Here is an 18,280-nt window from a genome sequence, read left to right on the forward strand (position 1 = left end):
GCAGGGCCGAGTGGGCCTGGCTGGGCTGGCTGCCGCATCTGCGCCCGGCGCACGGCCAGGACTGCCGGCTGCTGCTGGCGTACGACCGGGACCAGACGCCCAACGCGCCGACCTGCGCTGCGGGTTCGCCCCCGGCCCGCTCGACCCGCGCGTCCTGGTCCGCCCGCCGGCGCCCACGCACCAGGTGGCGAGGACCGGCACCGGGCACAGCGCCGGTGCGCCCTTGACGCTCGTCGCGCATCCGGTGGCGCGGGGCAGACGCCGACGAGACGGCCGGCGACCTCTGCCCGCTCTCGTCCAGGGGCCACGGCGACCCTGTTTCGGGGCCGGTGCTCCGGCGTGCACACTGTCCCTTCAACTCGGCATCGGCGCCGGCAGGCACCCCGTCGCCGATGAGGGGGCTGCCCTCGGCCGGGAAGCGCGTCACCTGACGTGCATGCCCAGGCAGTACGCCCGACGGCCTGCAGCCATCCACTTGGAGGCGCTCCACGTGCCTTCTTCGGCAGCAGTCCCTAGAGTCGAATTGGGGGCAGGAAACGCTGCTCGGCTTCGCGAGGGCTCTCCTCAGGGGCCGCATCGATCGCGCCCCAAGGAGAGACTGTGGCAGATGCAATCCGTATCCCAGTCGCTGACATTATTTCGCCTCAGGGCATGATCGTCCCTGTCGAAAGGTCCTCGCCCTGGCCGCTCCTCTATATTCATTCGGGAATCCTCGATTTCAACTACCCAGACGGCGCATTTCAAGGGGGCGACCAGTACCGCTCAGCTCTAGTCACCTCGTTCATCCCCTACGCCGACGGCACGTTGCAGACATGGTTCGCGGAGGTCGACCCGGAGAGAGTGGCGGTAGCGGCGTGCTCGGTCGCGGGGTTCAGGGTTTGCAAGGCCGATGGCAGCTACGAATTCGGCGGGGTGCGCGTCGACAGCGCCAGGGTGGTCTTCGAGAGGCAGACACACCTGCTCAATGACCCGGTCGTAGCCTTGTTGAAAGTCGGCATCTCTGTGCGAGGAGGGAACTTCTCCCGCGTTGCGTACCACGTGACGATTAAGAGCCCAACCCCTGACATGAACCCTTTCGACCCTGGTGGCGCCCAGCCAGTGGGGTAGCCGTCTACCCGGCAGCCGGGGCTCGTTCGTCGCCGACCCCCTCCCCGACCGCCCCTCGTGCGACCACGCCCGCACCGGCCCCGCCGTCCCGGTGCCCTTCATGCTCACCCGGGAGCACGCCGAGCTGTCCCGCCGCATCGAGGACCTCGCCGACCGCCAGGACATGCTGCTGCAGGCACTGCGGCAGGCTGGAGCCCTCGCCGCGCCCCTCCGCGTGCCAGGGAGCCGACGGCAGGGGCTGAACTCCGCGAACGCGGCTGCGGAACCGGCCGCGGGCAGGCGAGCGTGCCCGGCAACGCGGGCGTCAGACACGCTCAGTTCGCCGCCGACGCGGCGCTGACCTGGTGTCACCTCATGCTCGACATGCTGGGCCGTATCCTGCTGTGAGGCGCGGCGGCGAATCCGCTGGAAGAGAGGCCTTGGCCCGGGAAGAATGTCCTCGTGCATCCTTTGCTGACCGATATGACCGCTGTTCGGCTCGACGCGCTGATCAAGCATCCCTTCCACCGGGAGAACGTCGAGCGGCTGGTCGGTCTCATCCAGGACCTGCGCCAGTGCCACGAATCCGAGGACTTCGTGGCCTTCCAGCGCGACCTCCTGCACGCCGTGCTCGCGGCCAACCAGGCGCGGGCGAGCGCTCCCGGGTGATCAAGCGGCTCCGGAAGGGACACAGACTCCCTGTCGACGCCCCCGAGCCGGTCGCCGGCGACCCCCACGGCGTGGACCACTGGCGGCTGGAGTACGACGTCCTGGAGCGTGTGGGCCGGCAGCTGCGCTCGGTCGGGGACGCCTTGGCCAGGCGCGCCTTCCGGTACGACCGCCGCTACATACTGACCCTGCGCCGCAACGAGTCGCCGGGACCGATGACGCTCAGCAAGGAGGGCACGGTCCACGAGATCCGGTTCGCGCAGGAGCAGTGGAGCGAGCACCGGCGCTTCGCGCTGCTGCACGACCTCACCGACTGCCTGCGCATCGCTGACGTGACCGTGTTCCACGACTGGCACGCGGACCGCGAACGGGACCTCCGGTTCCACGAGCTGAAGTCCAACCCCCGGCGGCGTGAGGGTGTCCGGCTCGCGCGAACCCGGACGGCGGCCGAGGCCCTGTATGCGGGAGGCCCGCTGCCCGGGCCGGACAGGGCCCGCCTCGTCGAGACCGGCGTGCCGTACGCCACCCACCTGTCCGCCCTCGGCGACGCGTTCGCCCGAGCCCATCGCGCGGGACTGAAGACGATGCGCGTGCCCGGGCAGCGCGGCCTGCTCGCCCTCGACATCGCAGCGGCGGGCGACAGGTGGGGACTGCCGGAGGCCGTCCGCCAGTTCCGCTCGGCGTACGCGGCGCTGCTGCGCCGCACCCGGCTGAGCGGGGAGCGCGTCTGCTTCGGCAGCGGAGACAGCGCGGCGCGCAACACTCTCGCCCCGCCGTGGGGCATCTACCCGCTCCAGCCCGCGCAGTGCGCGGGCCTCATCGCCGACGTGCTGGTCTTCAGCGTGACGCTCTCCTCCGACAACTTCGTCGAAGAGCTCCGCAAGACCGGCCTGGACGCGCCTGGGTCCTGCCGGACGGATCCGACCTGAAGCCGGCTCAGCCCGTCGTCGCGATCCAGGGCCACGGCCGGCGCGTCCTGATGGCCACGGCGGAGCTCGAACGGATCCTGCTGGAGCTGACCGACCTGCAGGCCTGGGCGAGCGGCATGGACCAGCTGCTGCGCAAGGGCACGGCTGGCTGGCAGCCGTGGCCGTACTTCACGGACGAGCACAGGGTCTGGGCCTGACCGGCATGCGAGCCGGCGCGCGTGGGCGGCGCAGCCGACACCGCCGACGGGCGAACGGCAGCGTCTCCTCGCGGCCTCGGACTGCGCCGACACCAGCCCGCTCACCGCGGGCCGCCGCCGTCCCCTGGACAGCCTGGTAACATCTGTTACCATGTGAGGTATGGCTAAGACACAGCTGGGTGCCCGCGTGGACCAGGACGTCGCGGAACTCGCGCGGAAGCGGGCCGCGGACCTCGGACTGAGCATCGGGGACTACCTCGCCCGCCTCGTCCAGGACGACGCCAGCGGCCTGCGCGCCCGCTCCGTGGACGCGGCAGCCCGCTTCCTGGCCGAGCACCAGGCGGTCTTCGACGAGGCAGAGGACGTCCAGCCCGCCCCCCGGGGAGCGCGCGCCGCCTGATGGAACTGCACATCGACGTCCCCTGGATCCTGCAGGTCGCCGAGGCGGCCGGCGCGAACGATCCCGCCCCGGACGACTACGGCGTCCCCGTCTCGGCGGTGGCCCGCCACCGGGCCGAACTCTTCGAGCAGCCCGTCTACGACGGCCCCTACGCCAAAGCCGCAGCCCTCGTGCACACCCTGGGCCGCTGCCGCTGGCTGGAGCGCTCCAACCTCGCCGTCGCCGCCGCCACCGGCGTCATGTACCTCGAAGCCGCCGGCATCCCCGTCAAGCCCGCCCGCGACGACGCCATCGCCCTCAAGGACCTGCTCCTCGACCCCGCCTGCACCGCCGGGAAGATCGCCGCCCTGCTGCGGACCTGGCCCACCGCCACCTGACGCCCGCCGACACGGTCCGCTTCCAGAACGGCGGCCGTGCAGGGCCGTTGAGCGCTCGCCCGTACCGCCCGTGCCCGGTCGCATGCCGAGGCGAACCCCGGAGGAACCGTGCAGTTCACCGTCCTGCCCCCGCGCACACGGCCCGCCGCGCCGCGCCCGGGGGAAGCGTTCCTCGTCAGGGACGACTGGGACGACTATCACTTCAAGACGACCTTCGCCCTGCTCTGCGTCGATGAAAGCGGCCGGCTGCACGAGGTCGGCCTGGTGAAGATCGGCCGGTTCGGCATGACCGCACCAGCCCGAACCTCGGTGCCAGAGGACTTCGAGACCCTGGACGAGGCCTTCTTCTCGCTCGGACAGGACGACACCTATTACGAGAGCCTCCGCGATCTCGGTGACGACGTGCGAAGCGGGGTGCTGCGCGCACTGAACGACGTCGCCTTCAACCAGGACCTGTTCGGTCGCGCCATTGACGAGGCGGTGATGGAGACCTCGTTGCTTCGTACGGTCGCCGCCGACACCGTCTGGCGCCAGTTCAACCGGATCGCCCACGGCGGCGAGAGACTCAGGCCCTTCCACTTCTCCTATCTGGCGCCCCGGACGTCACGAGCCAGGGGAGAGCGCCTGGAACTCGCATTCGAAGTCGACCCCGCCTCGTCCCCGTCGACGAACATCCACGCACTGATCGGCAGCAATGCCGTGGGCAAGACCCGCCTGCTCAGGCTCCTCGCACGGGCCGTAGCAGAGGACTCCGCCCCCGCAGAGGACGTCGGTGAAGTAGTCGACTACACCGGTGAGGTCGGCCCGCCCTTCACCAACATGGTGTCCATTGCTTCCAGCGCCTTCGATCCCTCCTATCTCATCCGCCGGCCCAAGGGCATCACCCACGCGCACGTCACCCTGACTCAATGGGGCCCGCATGGCCATACACCAGAGGAGCGGTTCGAGACAGTGGTCGCCACTCTCAGCGGGGCGCGCCTGGAACGCTGGGAGGACGCGATTGCCACTCTGGCGGTGGCAGACCCCCTTTTCAGCGCGCTCGGCGTCTTGGATGCCGGTCCCTACCTGATGCCCGCCACCGACGACACACCAGGCGTGTCCGAGGGCCACGCCGGCGAAATCTTCAGCCGACGCAGCTCCGGCCACAAGATCGTTCTGCTGGCCATCACCCACCTTGCGGACCTGGTCACCGAGCGGACTCTGGTCCTCATCGACGAACCCGAGACCCACCTTCACCCGCCGCTCCTGGCCGCCTTCATGCGCGTGTTGTCCGACCTGCTCAGCGACCGCAACGGGGTGGCCATCGTCGCCACCCATTCGCCCGTGGTCCTGCAGGAGACACCGGCCCGGTGTGTCTACAAGCTCCGTCGCTCCGGAAATGCGGTCAGGGCCGATCGGCCCGCGATCGAGACGTTCGGCGAGAATGTCGGCATTCTCACCCACGAGGTGTTCGGACTCGAGGTCACACGATCAGGTTTCCATCGCGACGTCCAGACAGCCGTGGACAAGGGGATGACATACCAAGAAGTCCTGCGGCAGTTCGGAGGGCAGCTCGGCGGTGAAGCCAAGAGCCTCGCACGAGCCCTAATCGCCGTCCGCGACAGCCGTAATGACAGCTGATGCGCCCACTTCCCCTGCCCACGCCCACAGCCCGCGACGCCTACCGCAGCTGCATCAGCCGCATCCGCTCAGCCGAACTGAAGCAACGCCTCGAACGTCTGGCGGACGACGTCACCGCTGCGGCCGATGCCTTCAACCAGGCTGCCGGCACCGCGCAGCTCCACACCCTCGTTCCCGCGGCCTTCGCACCCCAGACTGCTCAAGACCATGAGGAGCTGCCCAACGTCTACAAGGAGCGCATGGCCCGCATTGGCGCGCCCGGTCGGCAGATCTACGACGAACTCAAGCTGGCAGCACAGCGTTGTCCCCTGTGTGATCACCGTGACGTCACGACTCTCGACCACCATCTGCCCAAGAGCATCTTCTCGTTGCTGTCCGTCGCTCCGACGAACCTGATCCCTGCCTGCAGCGAGTGCAACAAGATCAAGGCAGATACGACACCACGGCACGCCGAGGCGCAGACCCTGCACCCCTATTTCGACCACATCGTCAGTGAGCGGTGGCTGGGCGCCGAGGTCGTCGAAGGCACTCCACCCGCGCTCAGATTCTCCGTAGTGCCCTTCACGAGCTGGCCGTCCACCCTGACAGGGCGCCTCTGCCACCACTTCGACCTGTTTGGTCTGGCAGCGCTGTACGGGGCTCAGGGCGCCACTCTGTTGTCGGGCATCACACATCGTCTGAGGGGACTGTTCGCGGCGGAGGGCGAGGAGGGTATACGCACGTATCTGCAGGAAGAAGGCATCAGCCGGGAGATGGGACTCGGCCCCAATCACTGGCAGACAGCCGCCTACCGGGCTCTGGCTGCCAGCCCATGGTTCTGCTCGGCCGGATGGCTTACCGAACAGCCTTGAATCCGCACCCTGCACCTTTTATGTCCACACGCCTGCGGACTATGTCCACCGCATGCCGATGTTGGAGAGTTGTTCTGTCCGGTGGCTCACGCTGCCCGCGCTGGACCGCCTCGTCTCCTACGACAGCCCCCGCCCCTGCACCGCCCTGTGCACGCCGCCCCCGATCGCCTGGCGGCACCGCCCACTGCCCGCGCCTCTCACCGCGCACACCGCGCAGCGAGTCGCCCACCGGCTGCACGCGGCGACCGCGCATCCCGGCCTGGCCGCGGCCGTCGTCGCCGCGCTGTTCACCGGTGCCTCCCTCCATCAACTCGCCACCGCCCGCCCCCGCGACTACGACGACGCCGCGGCCACGCTCGCCCTGCACGACCGCGCCCGCTACACCGACGGCTGCGCCGCCTACCCCGTGCCGCCCTGGGCGGGCGTCTTTTTGCGGGCCGCGGCCTGCTTCACCTGGCTCGTACCTGGCGAGGACCAGGAGCTGCTCGTCGCGCCAGGCGACCGCGGATACCTGCTGCGTGTGGCGGAGACGGCCAGGCTGCGCCCGCCCCAGCCGCCCGCGGCCCGCCGCAAAGGCCCGGTCGGCCGTGTGGAGTGGGACTGGCGCGAGCGGCAGGAAGCCGAGCGGTACGAAGCGACGCCGGCCAGCCGCACGGGTCCTCACGGCGCTGAACCCCCTGACGCATCTTGCTCGAAGGGGCAGGATCAGCCGATCGCGAAGTCGGCGAACTCAACGTCGCTGAAGGCAATGTGTAGACCGTGCGCGCGGCGGCCCCATTCGCGAAAGTAGGCGTGTCCCAGCGCGCGGGCCAAGATCACCGTCTGCTGCTGCTCGCCCGCGCCGGCATCCCGAGCGGCGAACAGCTCCCGGGCTACCTCTCCCGGCAGGTCCTGGGTGATCCACCGCACGCGCGGATCGTCCGAGGAGCCTGCAGGAGCCGCGAACCCGAATCGCGCACGGGTATGGAAGACGACCCCCTCCGCCTCAGCCTGGGCACGCCGACGGGCCCGTATCCGGGGCTGCCACCGAGCCAGGACCGCTTCCTCGATCGCCCGGACCTGCATCGGACCCGGCGGGACGACGTGCTCCTGGCCTCTTCGTCACCCACCGCTGCGCGGTGCGCTGCGAAACCCCCCATCATGGTGGCCAGCCTCCGCGTGGAACCTTGGTGCGCCGCCAGCAGAAAACGCAGGCGGGCCCCGGTGCTTGATGGGACGGGCCGGGTGCGCAACGCGCGCTCCAAACCCTGCTCGATCTGTCCCATGTCCACCTCCCCGAGCAGCCCGCCGGCAGGGTCCAGCACCTGCAGTCCGTCGCGTCAGTTCTCCCACACCGCCCGCCCCTGCCTGCCAGTTCCTGCATTCTCGGGACAGAGGTGGCTGACGCAAGCTACGAGCCCTTGGGCAAGCACCGGCGACAAGTTGGGGGCGCAGGTCACGACGGACGTCACCGGCATCCCGGTGTTGTTCTTTTGGTATCGAGCCCCTCAAGGGCGAGGCGGGAGAGCCCCGCCAGATGGAGACCTGAAGTGCCCTTCGACTGCGCCTTGTCCGCGTCGCCGTCCGGCACGCCATGAGCCGAACGACCCGTACGCGGACAACGCCACCGCCTTCGCTGACGAAGGGAAGAGCCGACGGCCCAGCCGGTATCCTGCCCACAGGGCTGACGCCCTGGGCTTCGCCGACGCCCACACCACACCCGGACACCCACACTGCCCGGAACACCGGTGGAAGGTCTTCCGGGATCAACGGACCGCTTGACGAACACCTTGACGATCCATCGAGCCGGGTTGCCGTGTGGGGGCGAGGACCCGGCGCCGAGAGGACCCGTCCATGACCAAACGCACTACCGAGCAGCAGCGCGCCCGCGAACTCCAGCGCACCGCACTCGAGCAGGGCACACGCTTCAGCTACCACGAAGCCCTCAACTGGGTACGCGCCACCGCCGAGGCGCAGGCTGAGAACCCAGATGAGATCGTCGTCTTCGCACCGCACGCGGCCTGCATCATGATCTTCGACGCGGACGAGGACCCCGAGCACATCCGCGACTCGACTACACCGATTCCCGCAGCCGAAGTCGAGCTCGCCAACGAGCTGCTCCAGCGGAGAAACGCTCTGATGCGCGACCGCTCCAAGGCGCAGCTCGTGGCCATGATCCGCAGCAGGTGGGGTGTTCCGATCGCGGATCTCGTGCGCTCCACCAAGCAGGAGCTCGCCAATGATCTTGTGGACGGCGAGGACAGCCGCGAGCGCTACGAGGCTTACGGGCGGGTGGCGCTGATCAACGGCAGGCCGGCGCGCGACTCACGACCTCTTTGCGGGGGCGTCGGCTGCTTCGGCCACGACAGCGCGACGCCCTGGCCGGAAACCCGCGCGCGCTTCCGTGCCCAAGGGCCCTGCATCGTCGCCCAGTAGCTTCCACTGGTCGCCCGAGCTCGCTGCGCTCCGTACCTCCGCAGCCTGGTGCGGCGCTGGGTGGGGGAGCACGGCTTGGGGACGGCCGATCAGCTGCCGTGTGGCCGTCGCCGGCCTGCCGCGTGAGTCCTACTGGCCGCTCTGCGGGACTCCGTTCTTGTCCGCCCAGCCGGTGATGGCCGTCTGCAGGGGGCCGTTCCATGCTGCGCGGCGGATCTCGCCGGCGGGAGTGACGGGGGAGGCCTCGGCGATCCCGAAGGCGTGGAAGAGCTGGTCGGCGAGGAGCGAGCAGGCCTCGACCAGGCCGTGGCCGGCGTCCGCGAGGTCGTCGAGGAGCGCGGTGGCCTCTGCCTGGGCGTGGCGGCAGGCGAACTCGCCGGGCGGGCAGGGCCCGTGCTGCAGCAGCGCCAGCGGGTAGAGGCGTTCCGGCCGGGGCTGCCCGGGTCTCGCAACGGGCTCCGGCGGGGCGTAGGGATGGGAGTGCATGCGGTCGACCAGGTCGACCTCGACACGCACGGTGCCGGTCGTGCCGCACCGGTCCCTCGCGTGGCTGCCGAGGAACGCCAGCGCGGACAGCAGCCGGTGGACGAGCAGATCCGCGGCGAGGAGACGGACACGCTCGTCCGGGTCGTCGTCCTCGTCGAACGCGGCCGGCACAGGCTGCGCCCAGATGCCCGAGCCGTCGGTGCACAGGGGGGGCCGCCGCGCCAAGATGGGGGCACACCCCGGACATGGTGGTCGGTGGCATGAGACGGCGGTCAGTTTCGGGGAGGGTCGCCGTCATTGTGGGCGCGCCGCGACCGGTTCGGCCGCCGCATGTACCCACCTCCCGGGCGCGAGGCAAAGGCTCACCGACGACCGCAGCCTTGGCGGGGGGCGCGGTTAGGGGAGCCGGTACGGCGGGCAGTTGGACTCGCGGACTTGCCTCGGCGGCGTTCGAGGGGCCCCCGGCTCGTCCGGGCGGGGGGTGCGTCAGTGTCTCCTGCGGCCATGCTTCCTCCCGGAGGCGTCTTCCAGTCGCCCTGCCGCCTGGTCAAGGCGTGCAGCCTGCGAGCCGGCAGGGCGATTCGTATGGGCAGGGTGGTGCTTCGACTGCGGTTGTTCCTGCCAGCGGCCTCGTCGCCTTGCACGGGACCGGCTCTGTGGTGCCGCGGCGCGCACCTCAGCCAGGCTCGCCGCACTCGTGCAGCGTCAGCGCACCGAGGCTGGCCTCGGTGCGGTTCCCGCGCATGTCCTTCGCCCTCGCCGACAGCTGCAGCTGCACGGTCTCCAAATACTTCGGACCCGTCCGATACGCGGGGACGTCGAACCGGACGCTGCTGCCGTCCGGGATTCCGTCGGTCGAGAAGTAGGTCCCGTCGCTGGGGTGCTCGATTGTCAGCGACACGTACGCGACCCCGGACGGGTCCGACACGGCCACCCAGACGCTGTAGGTCGCAGGCGTCCCCGGCGGGCCGCAGGTCTGCATCAGCGAGCCGTGCTGGTCCACGACCTGCTGCCCGACTGCGGCAGTGCTGATCTGAGCGAGGCCGACGCTGGGTCCCGTGCGGTCCTCTTCAGGCGGCGTGTCTGTGTCGGTCTCGTCCGTGGTGGTGAGGTCCTCGTCGGACGGCGTGTCCGTGTCGCTCGTGTCCGTGTCGCTGTTGTCGGCGTCGTCCTTGCCGGTGCGGTCCTCGTCGGGCGGCGTCTCCCTGTCGCGGTCGTCGGTGTCGTCCTTGCCGGTGCGGTCTTCTTCAGGCGGCGTGTCCGTGTCGCTGTTGCCTGTGCCGCGGTCGTCCTTGCCGCTGCCGCCCTCTTGCGGTTTCGGATCGTTGCCCGGCAGGCTCTGCCCGCTCTCGCGCGGGCCGGCGGGGGCTCCCACTCCCGGCACAAGTCCCTGCCACGGCAGCCCGATGCCCGCCTCGCTCTCGTCGACGACCACACCGATGAGGAGGCCGGCGACGATTCCCGCGCCGATCGTCCTGGCCACACGCCGCGGCAAGCCACGCGAGGTCCTCCCCGAGCGCACCGGCGGGGAAGCCGCCTCGAGCACGTTCCCGGCGGGCGCCCCGGGACCGCTCAGGGGCGCGGCGGGCGTCCGCACCGTCAGGGGCGTCCGCGTCGTCGGCTCCCCGGTATCTGCCCTTCCTCCCCGCACTGGTTCTCCTGCCGCACCTCATCGCAGATGCTGCGCATCCGGTCGCGCAGCTCCCTAGACGGCAGAAGCACCCCGAGCGCGGGCAGCCTCCGGTTCTTGCGCAGTTCTTCATAGTGCTCTTTGCACGCGTCCTCACAGATCCGGAGATGCAGCAGAACCTCCTCCACCACATCCGGCGTGATCGACAACGCTGCGGTCTCCGGAACTCGGGCGCGCTTGTCACCGGCGGCACTGGCAGACGTCTTGGGATGGAAGGCGGCCTGCAGGCCCTGGCACGTCCTGCGCTCCGGCTGCGACATGTGCAGCACCAGCAGTGCGTTCTGCGCCCTGTGCCGCGCCCTCTGCTGCTTCTTGCGGTACGTGCCCGTGCTGACTCCCAGCGCCTGGGCCTGCTCCTCGGTGGACGTTCCCGTCCGCACCCCGGTCAGCGTCTGCCACATCACGTCCTGGTCCGCCGGCTTGAGTGCTTTCATGAGGTCGTCCCAGATGTTCACGGCGGCCAGATGCTCTTCGGCCTCTCGCGCGGACGCCAGTTGCCGGGGCCCTGGAATCAGGGCGATCAGCTCTGGCTTCGACCCTGTCTCCAGCAGGTTCCGGTGTTCCGTGGCTAACCGGCGGTATGCCGACACGGCCTTGTTCGCGACGACCTTCTCCAGCCAGGGCTCCAGGCGGTCGATTGGCTTGTCGTACCGCGCCAGCACGAAGAAGGCTTCGAAGACGATGCCTTCAGCCAAATCTGGCCACAGGCGGAGCTTGTGCCGGGCGTGGGACAGCAGCCGGGGAGCGTACTGGTCCAGCAGGCTCTGAGCGGCCTCCCAGTCACCCCTTTGAAAACGCTCGATGACTTCCTGCTCGTTCTCCGCCACAGCTTCCCGCCTCTCCCGTCGCCGACGGATCCGTGCACGCCGCTCCTTGAGGCGTGCTCTCGGCTACTACGTCGCGCGAGCCGCCCAAGTTGGGACACCCTCGCCGGTGATTTTTTGCGGGCGTCTCAGCGCCCGGTCGCTGCCCCCCGTCCCATCCTGTCGCTGCGGCGTCTCGGCGACCTTCAATCCGCGGCGCAGACGAACCTCGCTCAACGAGAAGTCGGGTCACGGAGTAGACGGAATGCGTCAGGGGCAGTCATCCCGGCCTGGGTTTCCAGGCCAGTCACCGCACATGAGGCGTGAGATCCATTGCCTGATCGAGGGTGCGCAGCCGTTCCGTCCAGCGCACGGCACTTGGACGACCTGCTGGCCGTGCGCGCGCCGACTCGTGCCCTCGCCGCCCACCGCTCGTGACCTTTGACGGCGCGCGCGGCGGTCAGGGGAGGGCGCGTTGTGGCTCCGGGCCTGCGTTGTGCCTCTCTTCCGTCGGGCGGTCGGTTGTGTCGTCGGCGATGAGGTGTGCGAGCAGGATGCTGGTCGCGCGGCTGCTGAGGGTGTGGGCGGCTGTGATGAGGCGTCGGTGCTGGTGTGCGGGCAGGGACAGGGCGATGCTGGAGGCTCGGCCGGGCAGGCCGAGGGAGTAGGCGACGCAGATCTCCGTTCGGGAGTACTCGAGGAGGTCGAATTGTGCGGCGTGGGGTCCGTGGCCGTCGAGTGCTTCGAGGAGGGCCCGTGGGTTGGTGATGGTGCGCTCGGTGAGCTGGATGGAGGGGTAGCGGGCCAGGTGGTCCATACGGGAGTTGAAGTCGAGCTGGGCCAGGAGGCTCTTGCCGACGGCGCTGGCGTGGCAGGTGTCGGTGAAGGGCGCCCACTCCTCGACCGGGGGAGCGGTGCGGCTGTGGGCGGCTTCGTGGATGCGGATCTCTCCGCTGGTGTAGCTGCTGAGGTAGACCGCGGCGTCGAGGTCGTCGCGCAGGTCGGCGAGGGCCTTCTTGAGCAGGCCGAGGTCCGCGTGCGTGGCCAGTCTCATCACCGGCCCGGGGTGATGGGCGCCGCCGACGGTGTCGATGAGACGCTGGTCGCGCAGCCAGTCCAGCAGCCTGATGGTGTCGTTCATCGACATCTGCCCTCGCTGCGCGAGAGTGCGGGTGTCGATGCCGTCCGTGCTGTTGACGAGGTGGAGCAGGTCCCTTGCCCGCTTGGCGACTTGCCACTCGTGCGGTGCGGGGGCGGGGGTCGGGTGGTTGCGCGCCATGTCGTTGAGGATCGCCGGCCGCAGTGCGTTCGCCGACCACCACGGCTCTCCGGCCGACGGCTTCTGGGCACGGTCTGACGCGAGCGCCGGGGGCGCGGAATCGGAGCGGACGTGGGGGAGCCGGATTGCCAGGGCGTGGCTCTGGGCGGCTGGGACGGCGGAGGGACGCAGCAGCTCGCCCGCCTGGACGGGCTCGTGTGAGGGCCCGGGACGGTACTCGGTCGGCACCGCGGGCGCGGGGACGAGGAACAGCTGCGGCGGACCGGCCTCGACGTCGTCCGCGCCGCCGGCTGGCGCCCCTGCGCGCGTCTTCGGCGCCGAGGACTCGTCCGGCGAGTCGTCCGGCGACAGCCTCTTCTCGGGGACGCCGAGGAGCTCGCGGACCTCTTCGAAGTACTCGGCGTCCTCGACCCGGGGCACGCCGGCACCCGGGGCGGGCCGGCGGTGTCCGAGAGCGTTCAGAAGCCGGGACGCGTCGCCGTGCCCGAGACGTGCGGCCTCGGCGACCAGGAACCTCGCCTCCTTGCCCCAGTCCTCGCCGGCTCGCAGCGCCACCACGACCAGGCGGAACAGCGCGCCTGGGTGCCCGCAGGACGCTGCCTCTCCCAGCCAGTCGGCTGCGTCGTGCAGTTCGTTCCGGCCGAGCGCCTGCGATCCCAGCCGGTACAGCGAGTTCGCCCTCTCCCTGCTCGCACGGTCCGGCTCCACGGTCTCGGCGAGCTTCCCGAAGTCGCCGCCCGGGCGGTCCCAGACGTCCGGCGGCCCGGCCAGCGCGCCCATGAGCTCCACGAGTCCGGCGGGCAGCACCGGCGTCTGGCGGTTGCCACCGTCCTTGTCGAAGCGGCTCACACCCGTCACCCGTCCTTCTTCAAGCGTCGTGTCTTGTTCCGGTGCCGGTTCCTGACGAACTTGACCAGTGCATGCCGCAGCTCGACCACTGCCTTGTGACGCTCCCGGTGGACCCGGTCCGCGCTTATGCCGAGCGACGCCGCGATCTCGACGTCCGTGAGCCCGAGGCTCTGCAGACGCACCACCTGCTGACGCTGGCTTCCCGGCATCGCCTCGATCGCCGGCCACACGAGTTCCTCCATGGGGTCGACGGCGTCGGCCTGCACCGCGTCGTCGGGCCCTCGTGCCGGCACGACGTCCTCGGCCAGCTCCAGGCGCCGCTCGGCGCGCAGCCGGTCCCGGGCGAGGTTCCACACGGCAGTCGTCAGATACGCCTGGACATTGACGTCCTCGTCCAGCCCGCCGCTCTGGAGCCGGCGCGCCACCTTGAGGAACGCCTCCTGGGCGACGTCCTGGCAGGCGTGGAGCGAGAGCCTGCCGTCCGTCCTCCTGCGCAGAGAAGCAGGCGCTGTCGCCATGAAGTCCTCATAGCAGTCCAATAGCCGTTCGCCCACGCTGCCGGCCACGTCGGCACGCTCCGTGCGAGCCTCGCCTCTCACCACGGGGCCTGCTCCTCAGCGGAGGAGCAGGCGATGCACGAGGCAGACCCGGTCAGCACACGAACGGTCACCGAGACGTCCCCGCCGCCGGCGACGTCCACCCGAACGACCGGGGCCGTGCGCTCCTTCGAGCCTGCCGCGGCCAGAGAACTCTGCCGGTCTCTCACAAGGGCGTGCTTCCTCCGCCCGCGGGGCCCCCGCCGTTCCAGACGGGCAGGAACCAGGGCGGCAAGCAAGGGAGCCACTGAGCTCACCAGGACCGAGGCGAGCCCGGCCCACTCGAAGGACGCCGTCATCTGAGTCGATCTCCATCTGTTCCGATGGGACGCGCAACGCGCCCTCTCCATCCAGACGACCTAGCAGCACCCCTTCTCCCTCAGAGATCACAAACGAATTGAAGTGACCGCTTCGAGTCTGAAAGCGACTGGTGTCGACGGCGCCGCTGGCGGGGCGCGAGCCTCGGTCGGCGATCGACCTGATGGCGCTGGTGTCGGGGTACGCCTGATCTGCCCGGTCAGGTGCATTCGAACGTGCCCAGCTCCAAGTAGTCCGACGGCGTTGCCCCGTGCGGGCCTGAAGGCTCCCAAGGCCGACGGGAATTGGGAATTATCAGGGATACTGCTCACCTACTGAGGTTGAACTCGTGATGTCGTGGGGGCTGGCCGAACCGGTGCCGGTTCCACGATGTCCGTCCTCCGTCTCCGTGACGTGGTGAGGTGAGCGTGGTGCCGTCTACCAGCGGTGCCATACCTCTTCGGGTGCGGCGTCACGCGTGACGGAGTGGTCATCTCCCGCGACAAAGAACAGGGCCCAGGACACGACGTTGTCGTCGGCGCGCTGGGCGCCGACTTCGAGTTGGAAGCCGTCGCAGAAGAGGTCGCCAGTCGGGCTGAACCGCAAGCTGGTGTCGTGCTTGATCGCGTGGGCTTCCATGTCCTGCGCGAGCTGCGACGGCACACGTCCGATGAGCCGGATCCCCTCACAGGTCACCTGAGGGCCGACGCGCCCGTCGACGAGGACATAGGCCAGCTCTCGGTCCGCATGGAAGTAGCACTCCACCGCCGCCCGGCTCGTGGGGGCGTCTTCCTTGGCGAAGCTCACGGCGTCCCGCCCCGGGCTGTATCCGTCAGGCCGAGTGGTGAAGCCGTGCGCGGCCAGGGCTGCGATGACCTCTTCCTGATTCATGTCCATGCGTAGCGGCCCCAGGGTCCGCCCGGGGAGGTAGTCCCACTGATCCCGTTCCATGTCCGGAAGCACCGGCCACATACCCGTATCCATCACACGATGATCGTTCACTCGGTTCACGCCCTGTGCTTCAGGGCCGATGAGACGGCCGGCCGGGACAGTGACAGCCGGTCGTTACCTTGTGTCGTTCCTCAGGTGGGTCTGATGGTCAGGCCGGTTTCGGCGAGGCAGCCGTGCGGAGCACATTCTCGAGCGCCCCAGACGGGCATCTGTTCCCTTGGGCGGGGGGGGGACTGCTGTACGACGAGGTCGAGACACACCACATGGCTCGGCAGTGCCGCGATCGGCTACCTCTGCGGTGCCTCCGCCGGCCAGCGGTCGGACACCGACTGGGACGGCATCCGGTACGACTTCAGCACCGGCTTCGTGGACCTGGCGCGCGGCCGCCCCGGTCGAGCCCCACGAGAACACCGTCGAGGTGGGTGCTTCGCAACCTGACGGGCGGGCGGTCCTGTGTCCCTTGACAACAGCAACACGCAGCCTTGTTTGAACAGGTATATGTCTGTTTGCCGGTAGTTTCGCAATCAACCGAGGCAGAAGCGGAGGAGCTGTTGAAGACGAACGCCGCGACTGTCTTGTTCACGCCAGCTCTGCGTACGCTCACGGCTGTCCTGGGTGTGGGGTCGTTCGGCTTGGGGGCCTTGGCGGTCTTCGCGACCCAGAACGGGCCCGGCTCTGCGGCGCTGATTGTATTCGGGGGCGTCCTGCTTCTCCTCGCTCTGCTCGGCAGCGGCATCGAGAGCCTTGAGTTCGGAGGGGCCACGTTGAGGATGCGGGCCGCCGCGGCGGAGAGGTTCGCATTGGCGGAGGAGTCCGAGCGTCAGGGGGACACCGCCGCAGCCGGCCAGCTGCGTGCAGAGGCGAGGGCCCTGCTGGACGCTGCGGGGCCTGTTGCCGCCGACTACAGGTCGGTACGCGGCTCGATGCGCGCCGGTGCCTCACGCACCCGGGCCATGGAAGAGGTGCTTGTTCGCGCGCGCCGCCTGGCACAGGAGCAGCCCTTCGAGCGGGCCGAGGTCTTGCGCTGGCTGCGGGAGGGCACCGACGAGGAGCGCATCACCGCCTTGGCAATGATGCAAGCCAGCCCCGAACTGCGGAACTTCGAAGCCACCCTTGCCGCCATCGCGCGCTCGCGCACCCCCTTCGAGCAGTACCACGCCATGCTGCTCGCGGTGCAAATGGTCGATGCACTCGACGCGGAGCAGGCCAGGAGGCTGGCTGAAGCAGTAGAGGCGAAGAGGGGTATTCGCTTCAGAGCGGACTCGGATCGCCGGGAGCTTGCCGAGGAGATCCTCCGCAAGGCGCGCAGTCGCTCCCAAGAGCCGTAGCAACGAGGCGGCAGAAGGACTCGCCATCGAGGCCACAAGGCCGGCGTCGACATGGCGACGGCTGGCCCAACATGCCCGGCTGCACCCAGGACTGCCGTTCGCCGGTCGGTCTCCGTAGCCGCTCGGCGAACGCGCGCCCCGCACGCCGGAAGCCGAGAGGGCCAGCCTGTGACCTGTCCTTTCGGGGTTCAGGAACGAGTTCCGAGTGCACCATGATGCTGCGCACTGAGTGCTTGAACAGCGAATCGCTCAGGGCCTCGAACGCAGGTGACTGGGGGCAGGTCTGCCGGCCTCGAGGAAGCCCGAATCGGCCTCGCCACGGCATGTGGCGACCGAGGCACAGCACATCTGAACTTGCCCACGTTCATCCTTACGCGCGTGGGGACGTTCGCGTGTACGCCGACAGAGGGTCTCGAAAGGTGGGCACGGTGGTCTTCCTCCGGGCAGCACGACGAGGCCCTCGACGGGTGCCGGGTGCTGATGTAGGCGGTGCTCGTTGGCGGTGCGCGTTCCTTGGCACTCGGTAGTGCTCCGTGGTGCTTGTTGGTGTCGTTCAGGTCGTGTGGTGTGGGCTGCCGGAGAGCGATGACATTCGCTTCCGGCCCGGGGACGGTTCCCGCCCGGCGGGCACCGGTGAAGAAAGTTCGGCCGCTGCTCCCGCCTGGCGGGATGTACCGCTGATCGGCCTTTTCTTACAGGTCAGAGCCGTGTGGCGTGGTCTCCATGACAGTGGATATCAGGGTCGTCCGGGCCGGCCAGATGTACCGCCGCCAGGTCGTCGTCGGCGACGGCCGCCGCCCGGCGCGCACACCCCTCCGCGAGGCTCAGGAGGAGGCCGGGGTCCCGGCCGGGCGATGGATGGCCACGGCCTGGCCGTGCTCGGTCTGTCGGCGGGGGAGGAGGTCACCGAGGCGCAGCTGCGGAACCTGTTCGGCGAGCGGGGCCGGCACCCGTACGCGGACCGGATCGAGGCCGACCTGCTCGCCAAGGGCGAGTCTCCGAAGAAGGCGTTCACGGCCGGCGCCCTCGGACGCCGGGTGACGGTCACCGGCGTCGACTTCGTCTTCCGGCCGCAGCCGACGATCTACCTCCTGTGGGCGCTGGGGGATGAGGAGACCCGGCGGGTGGTCGAGGCCGCGCACGAGCGGGCGATCGAGCGGGTGCTGGAGTGGATCGAGGACGAGGTGGCGGTGATCCGGTACGGCAAGGACGGCGTCTACCGGGTGCGGCCGCCCGGCGGTCTGGTCGCTGCGCGTTTCCGCCACTGCGAGGCGCGTTCCGGGATGCCGCTGCTCCATGACCATCTGCTGCTGTCGGTGAAGGGGCAGCGCCTGGACGGGAAGGGGGCTCGTGTAGGCCCGCATTTCCGATGTCCCGTTCTCATTGATGGTGGCCTTCTTCTGGCCCAAGGGACATGGGAGTGAGACGAACACCCGTCTGATCGTTTGCTCGTCGTG

19 protein-coding genes are annotated in these 18,280 nt (G+C 69.5%); 13 read left to right on the forward strand and 6 right to left on the reverse strand.

Annotated elements, in window-relative coordinates; translation table 11 throughout:
• From AB0M39_RS31170 to AB0M39_RS31220, 11 genes are all read left to right on the forward strand, one after another.
• The coding region (locus AB0M39_RS31170) for a hypothetical protein (protein WP_365369601.1) at positions 1 to 227 on the forward strand (227 nt) is incomplete at its 5' end.
• 373 nt (positions 228 to 600) lie between these two features.
• A complete protein-coding gene (locus AB0M39_RS31175) occupies positions 601 to 1,107 on the forward strand; it encodes a hypothetical protein (protein ID WP_365369603.1) in 507 nt (168 codons plus the stop codon).
• Positions 1,108 to 1,569: 462 nt separating this feature from the next.
• Entirely contained in the window at positions 1,570 to 1,755 is a 186-nt protein-coding gene (locus AB0M39_RS31180; protein WP_365369605.1) for a hypothetical protein, read from the forward strand.
• A complete protein-coding gene (locus tag AB0M39_RS31185) occupies positions 1,752 to 2,684 on the forward strand; it encodes a hypothetical protein (RefSeq protein ID WP_365369606.1) in 933 nt (310 codons plus the stop codon). Before AB0M39_RS31180 ends, AB0M39_RS31185 begins: the two co-directional genes overlap by 4 nt.
• Before the next feature lie 50 nt (positions 2,685 to 2,734).
• Positions 2,735 to 2,881 carry a hypothetical protein gene (locus AB0M39_RS31190; RefSeq protein ID WP_365369608.1) on the forward strand — a complete coding sequence of 49 codons (147 nt, stop codon included), beginning with the start codon at positions 2,735 to 2,737 and terminating at the stop codon, positions 2,879 to 2,881.
• Between the two features lie 160 nt (positions 2,882 to 3,041).
• Complete coding sequence (locus tag AB0M39_RS31195; RefSeq protein WP_365369610.1) at positions 3,042 to 3,281, forward strand: hypothetical protein; 240 nt, start codon at positions 3,042 to 3,044, stop codon at positions 3,279 to 3,281.
• Positions 3,281 to 3,658: a fic family toxin-antitoxin system, toxin component gene (locus AB0M39_RS31200; protein ID WP_365369612.1), complete on the forward strand. Its 378-nt coding sequence runs from the start codon at positions 3,281 to 3,283 to the stop codon at positions 3,656 to 3,658. The genes AB0M39_RS31195 and AB0M39_RS31200 overlap by 1 nt, the downstream gene beginning before the upstream one ends.
• Positions 3,659 to 3,766: 108 nt before the next feature.
• A complete protein-coding gene (locus AB0M39_RS31205; RefSeq protein ID WP_365369614.1) occupies positions 3,767 to 5,278 on the forward strand; it encodes an AAA family ATPase in 1,512 nt (503 codons plus the stop codon).
• Positions 5,278 to 6,129, forward strand: a complete 852-nt coding sequence (locus AB0M39_RS31210; RefSeq protein ID WP_365369616.1) for a hypothetical protein — start codon at positions 5,278 to 5,280, stop codon at positions 6,127 to 6,129. Before AB0M39_RS31205 ends, AB0M39_RS31210 begins: the two co-directional genes overlap by 1 nt.
• A gap of 52 nt (positions 6,130 to 6,181) precedes the next feature.
• Positions 6,182 to 6,919, forward strand: a complete 738-nt coding sequence (locus AB0M39_RS31215) for a hypothetical protein (protein ID WP_365369618.1) — start codon at positions 6,182 to 6,184, stop codon at positions 6,917 to 6,919.
• Between the two features lie 1,043 nt (positions 6,920 to 7,962).
• On the forward strand, positions 7,963 to 8,544 hold the full coding sequence (locus AB0M39_RS31220) for a hypothetical protein (RefSeq protein ID WP_365369620.1): 582 nt from the start codon (positions 7,963 to 7,965) through the stop codon (positions 8,542 to 8,544).
• A 129-nt stretch (positions 8,545 to 8,673) separates the two neighbouring features.
• Here AB0M39_RS31220 and AB0M39_RS31225 read toward each other — a convergent pair whose 3' ends face one another.
• The 6 genes from AB0M39_RS31225 to AB0M39_RS31250 all read right to left on the reverse strand — a co-directional run bounded on the left by AB0M39_RS31225 (position 8,674) and on the right by AB0M39_RS31250 (position 15,546).
• Positions 8,674 to 9,255, reverse strand: coding sequence for a hypothetical protein (locus AB0M39_RS31225; RefSeq protein WP_365369622.1), 582 nt, complete (start codon positions 9,253 to 9,255; stop codon positions 8,674 to 8,676).
• A 451-nt stretch (positions 9,256 to 9,706) separates the two neighbouring features.
• Positions 9,707 to 10,513: a hypothetical protein gene (locus AB0M39_RS31230; RefSeq protein ID WP_365369624.1), complete on the reverse strand. Its 807-nt coding sequence runs from the start codon at positions 10,511 to 10,513 to the stop codon at positions 9,707 to 9,709.
• A 116-nt stretch (positions 10,514 to 10,629) separates the two neighbouring features.
• Positions 10,630 to 11,547: a hypothetical protein gene (locus AB0M39_RS31235; RefSeq protein WP_365369626.1), complete on the reverse strand. Its 918-nt coding sequence runs from the start codon at positions 11,545 to 11,547 to the stop codon at positions 10,630 to 10,632.
• 436 nt (positions 11,548 to 11,983) lie between these two features.
• Positions 11,984 to 13,660 carry an IclR family transcriptional regulator C-terminal domain-containing protein gene (locus AB0M39_RS31240; RefSeq protein WP_365369628.1) on the reverse strand — a complete coding sequence of 559 codons (1,677 nt, stop codon included), beginning with the start codon at positions 13,658 to 13,660 and terminating at the stop codon, positions 11,984 to 11,986.
• Positions 13,657 to 14,169, reverse strand: coding sequence for a sigma-70 family RNA polymerase sigma factor (locus AB0M39_RS31245; RefSeq protein ID WP_365369630.1), 513 nt, complete (start codon positions 14,167 to 14,169; stop codon positions 13,657 to 13,659). Before AB0M39_RS31245 ends, AB0M39_RS31240 begins: the two co-directional genes overlap by 4 nt.
• Before the next feature lie 813 nt (positions 14,170 to 14,982).
• Positions 14,983 to 15,546 (reverse strand): hypothetical protein, encoded by a 564-nt coding sequence (locus AB0M39_RS31250; RefSeq protein ID WP_365369632.1) that lies wholly within the window; start codon positions 15,544 to 15,546, stop codon positions 14,983 to 14,985.
• A 500-nt stretch (positions 15,547 to 16,046) separates the two neighbouring features.
• Here AB0M39_RS31250 and AB0M39_RS31255 point away from each other — a divergent pair, with 500 nt between their 5' ends.
• Both AB0M39_RS31255 and mobF read left to right on the forward strand, forming a co-directional pair.
• Positions 16,047 to 16,823, forward strand: coding sequence for a hypothetical protein (locus AB0M39_RS31255; protein WP_365369634.1), 777 nt, complete (start codon positions 16,047 to 16,049; stop codon positions 16,821 to 16,823).
• A gap of 854 nt (positions 16,824 to 17,677) precedes the next feature.
• Positions 17,678 to 18,247, forward strand: coding sequence for a MobF family relaxase (mobF, locus tag AB0M39_RS31260; RefSeq protein ID WP_365369636.1), 570 nt, complete (start codon positions 17,678 to 17,680; stop codon positions 18,245 to 18,247).
• Positions 18,248 to 18,280 lie beyond the last annotated feature (33 nt).

It is taken from the genome of Streptomyces sp. NPDC051907 (assembly GCF_040681075.1).
Classification (GTDB): domain Bacteria; phylum Actinomycetota; class Actinomycetes; order Streptomycetales; family Streptomycetaceae; genus Streptomyces.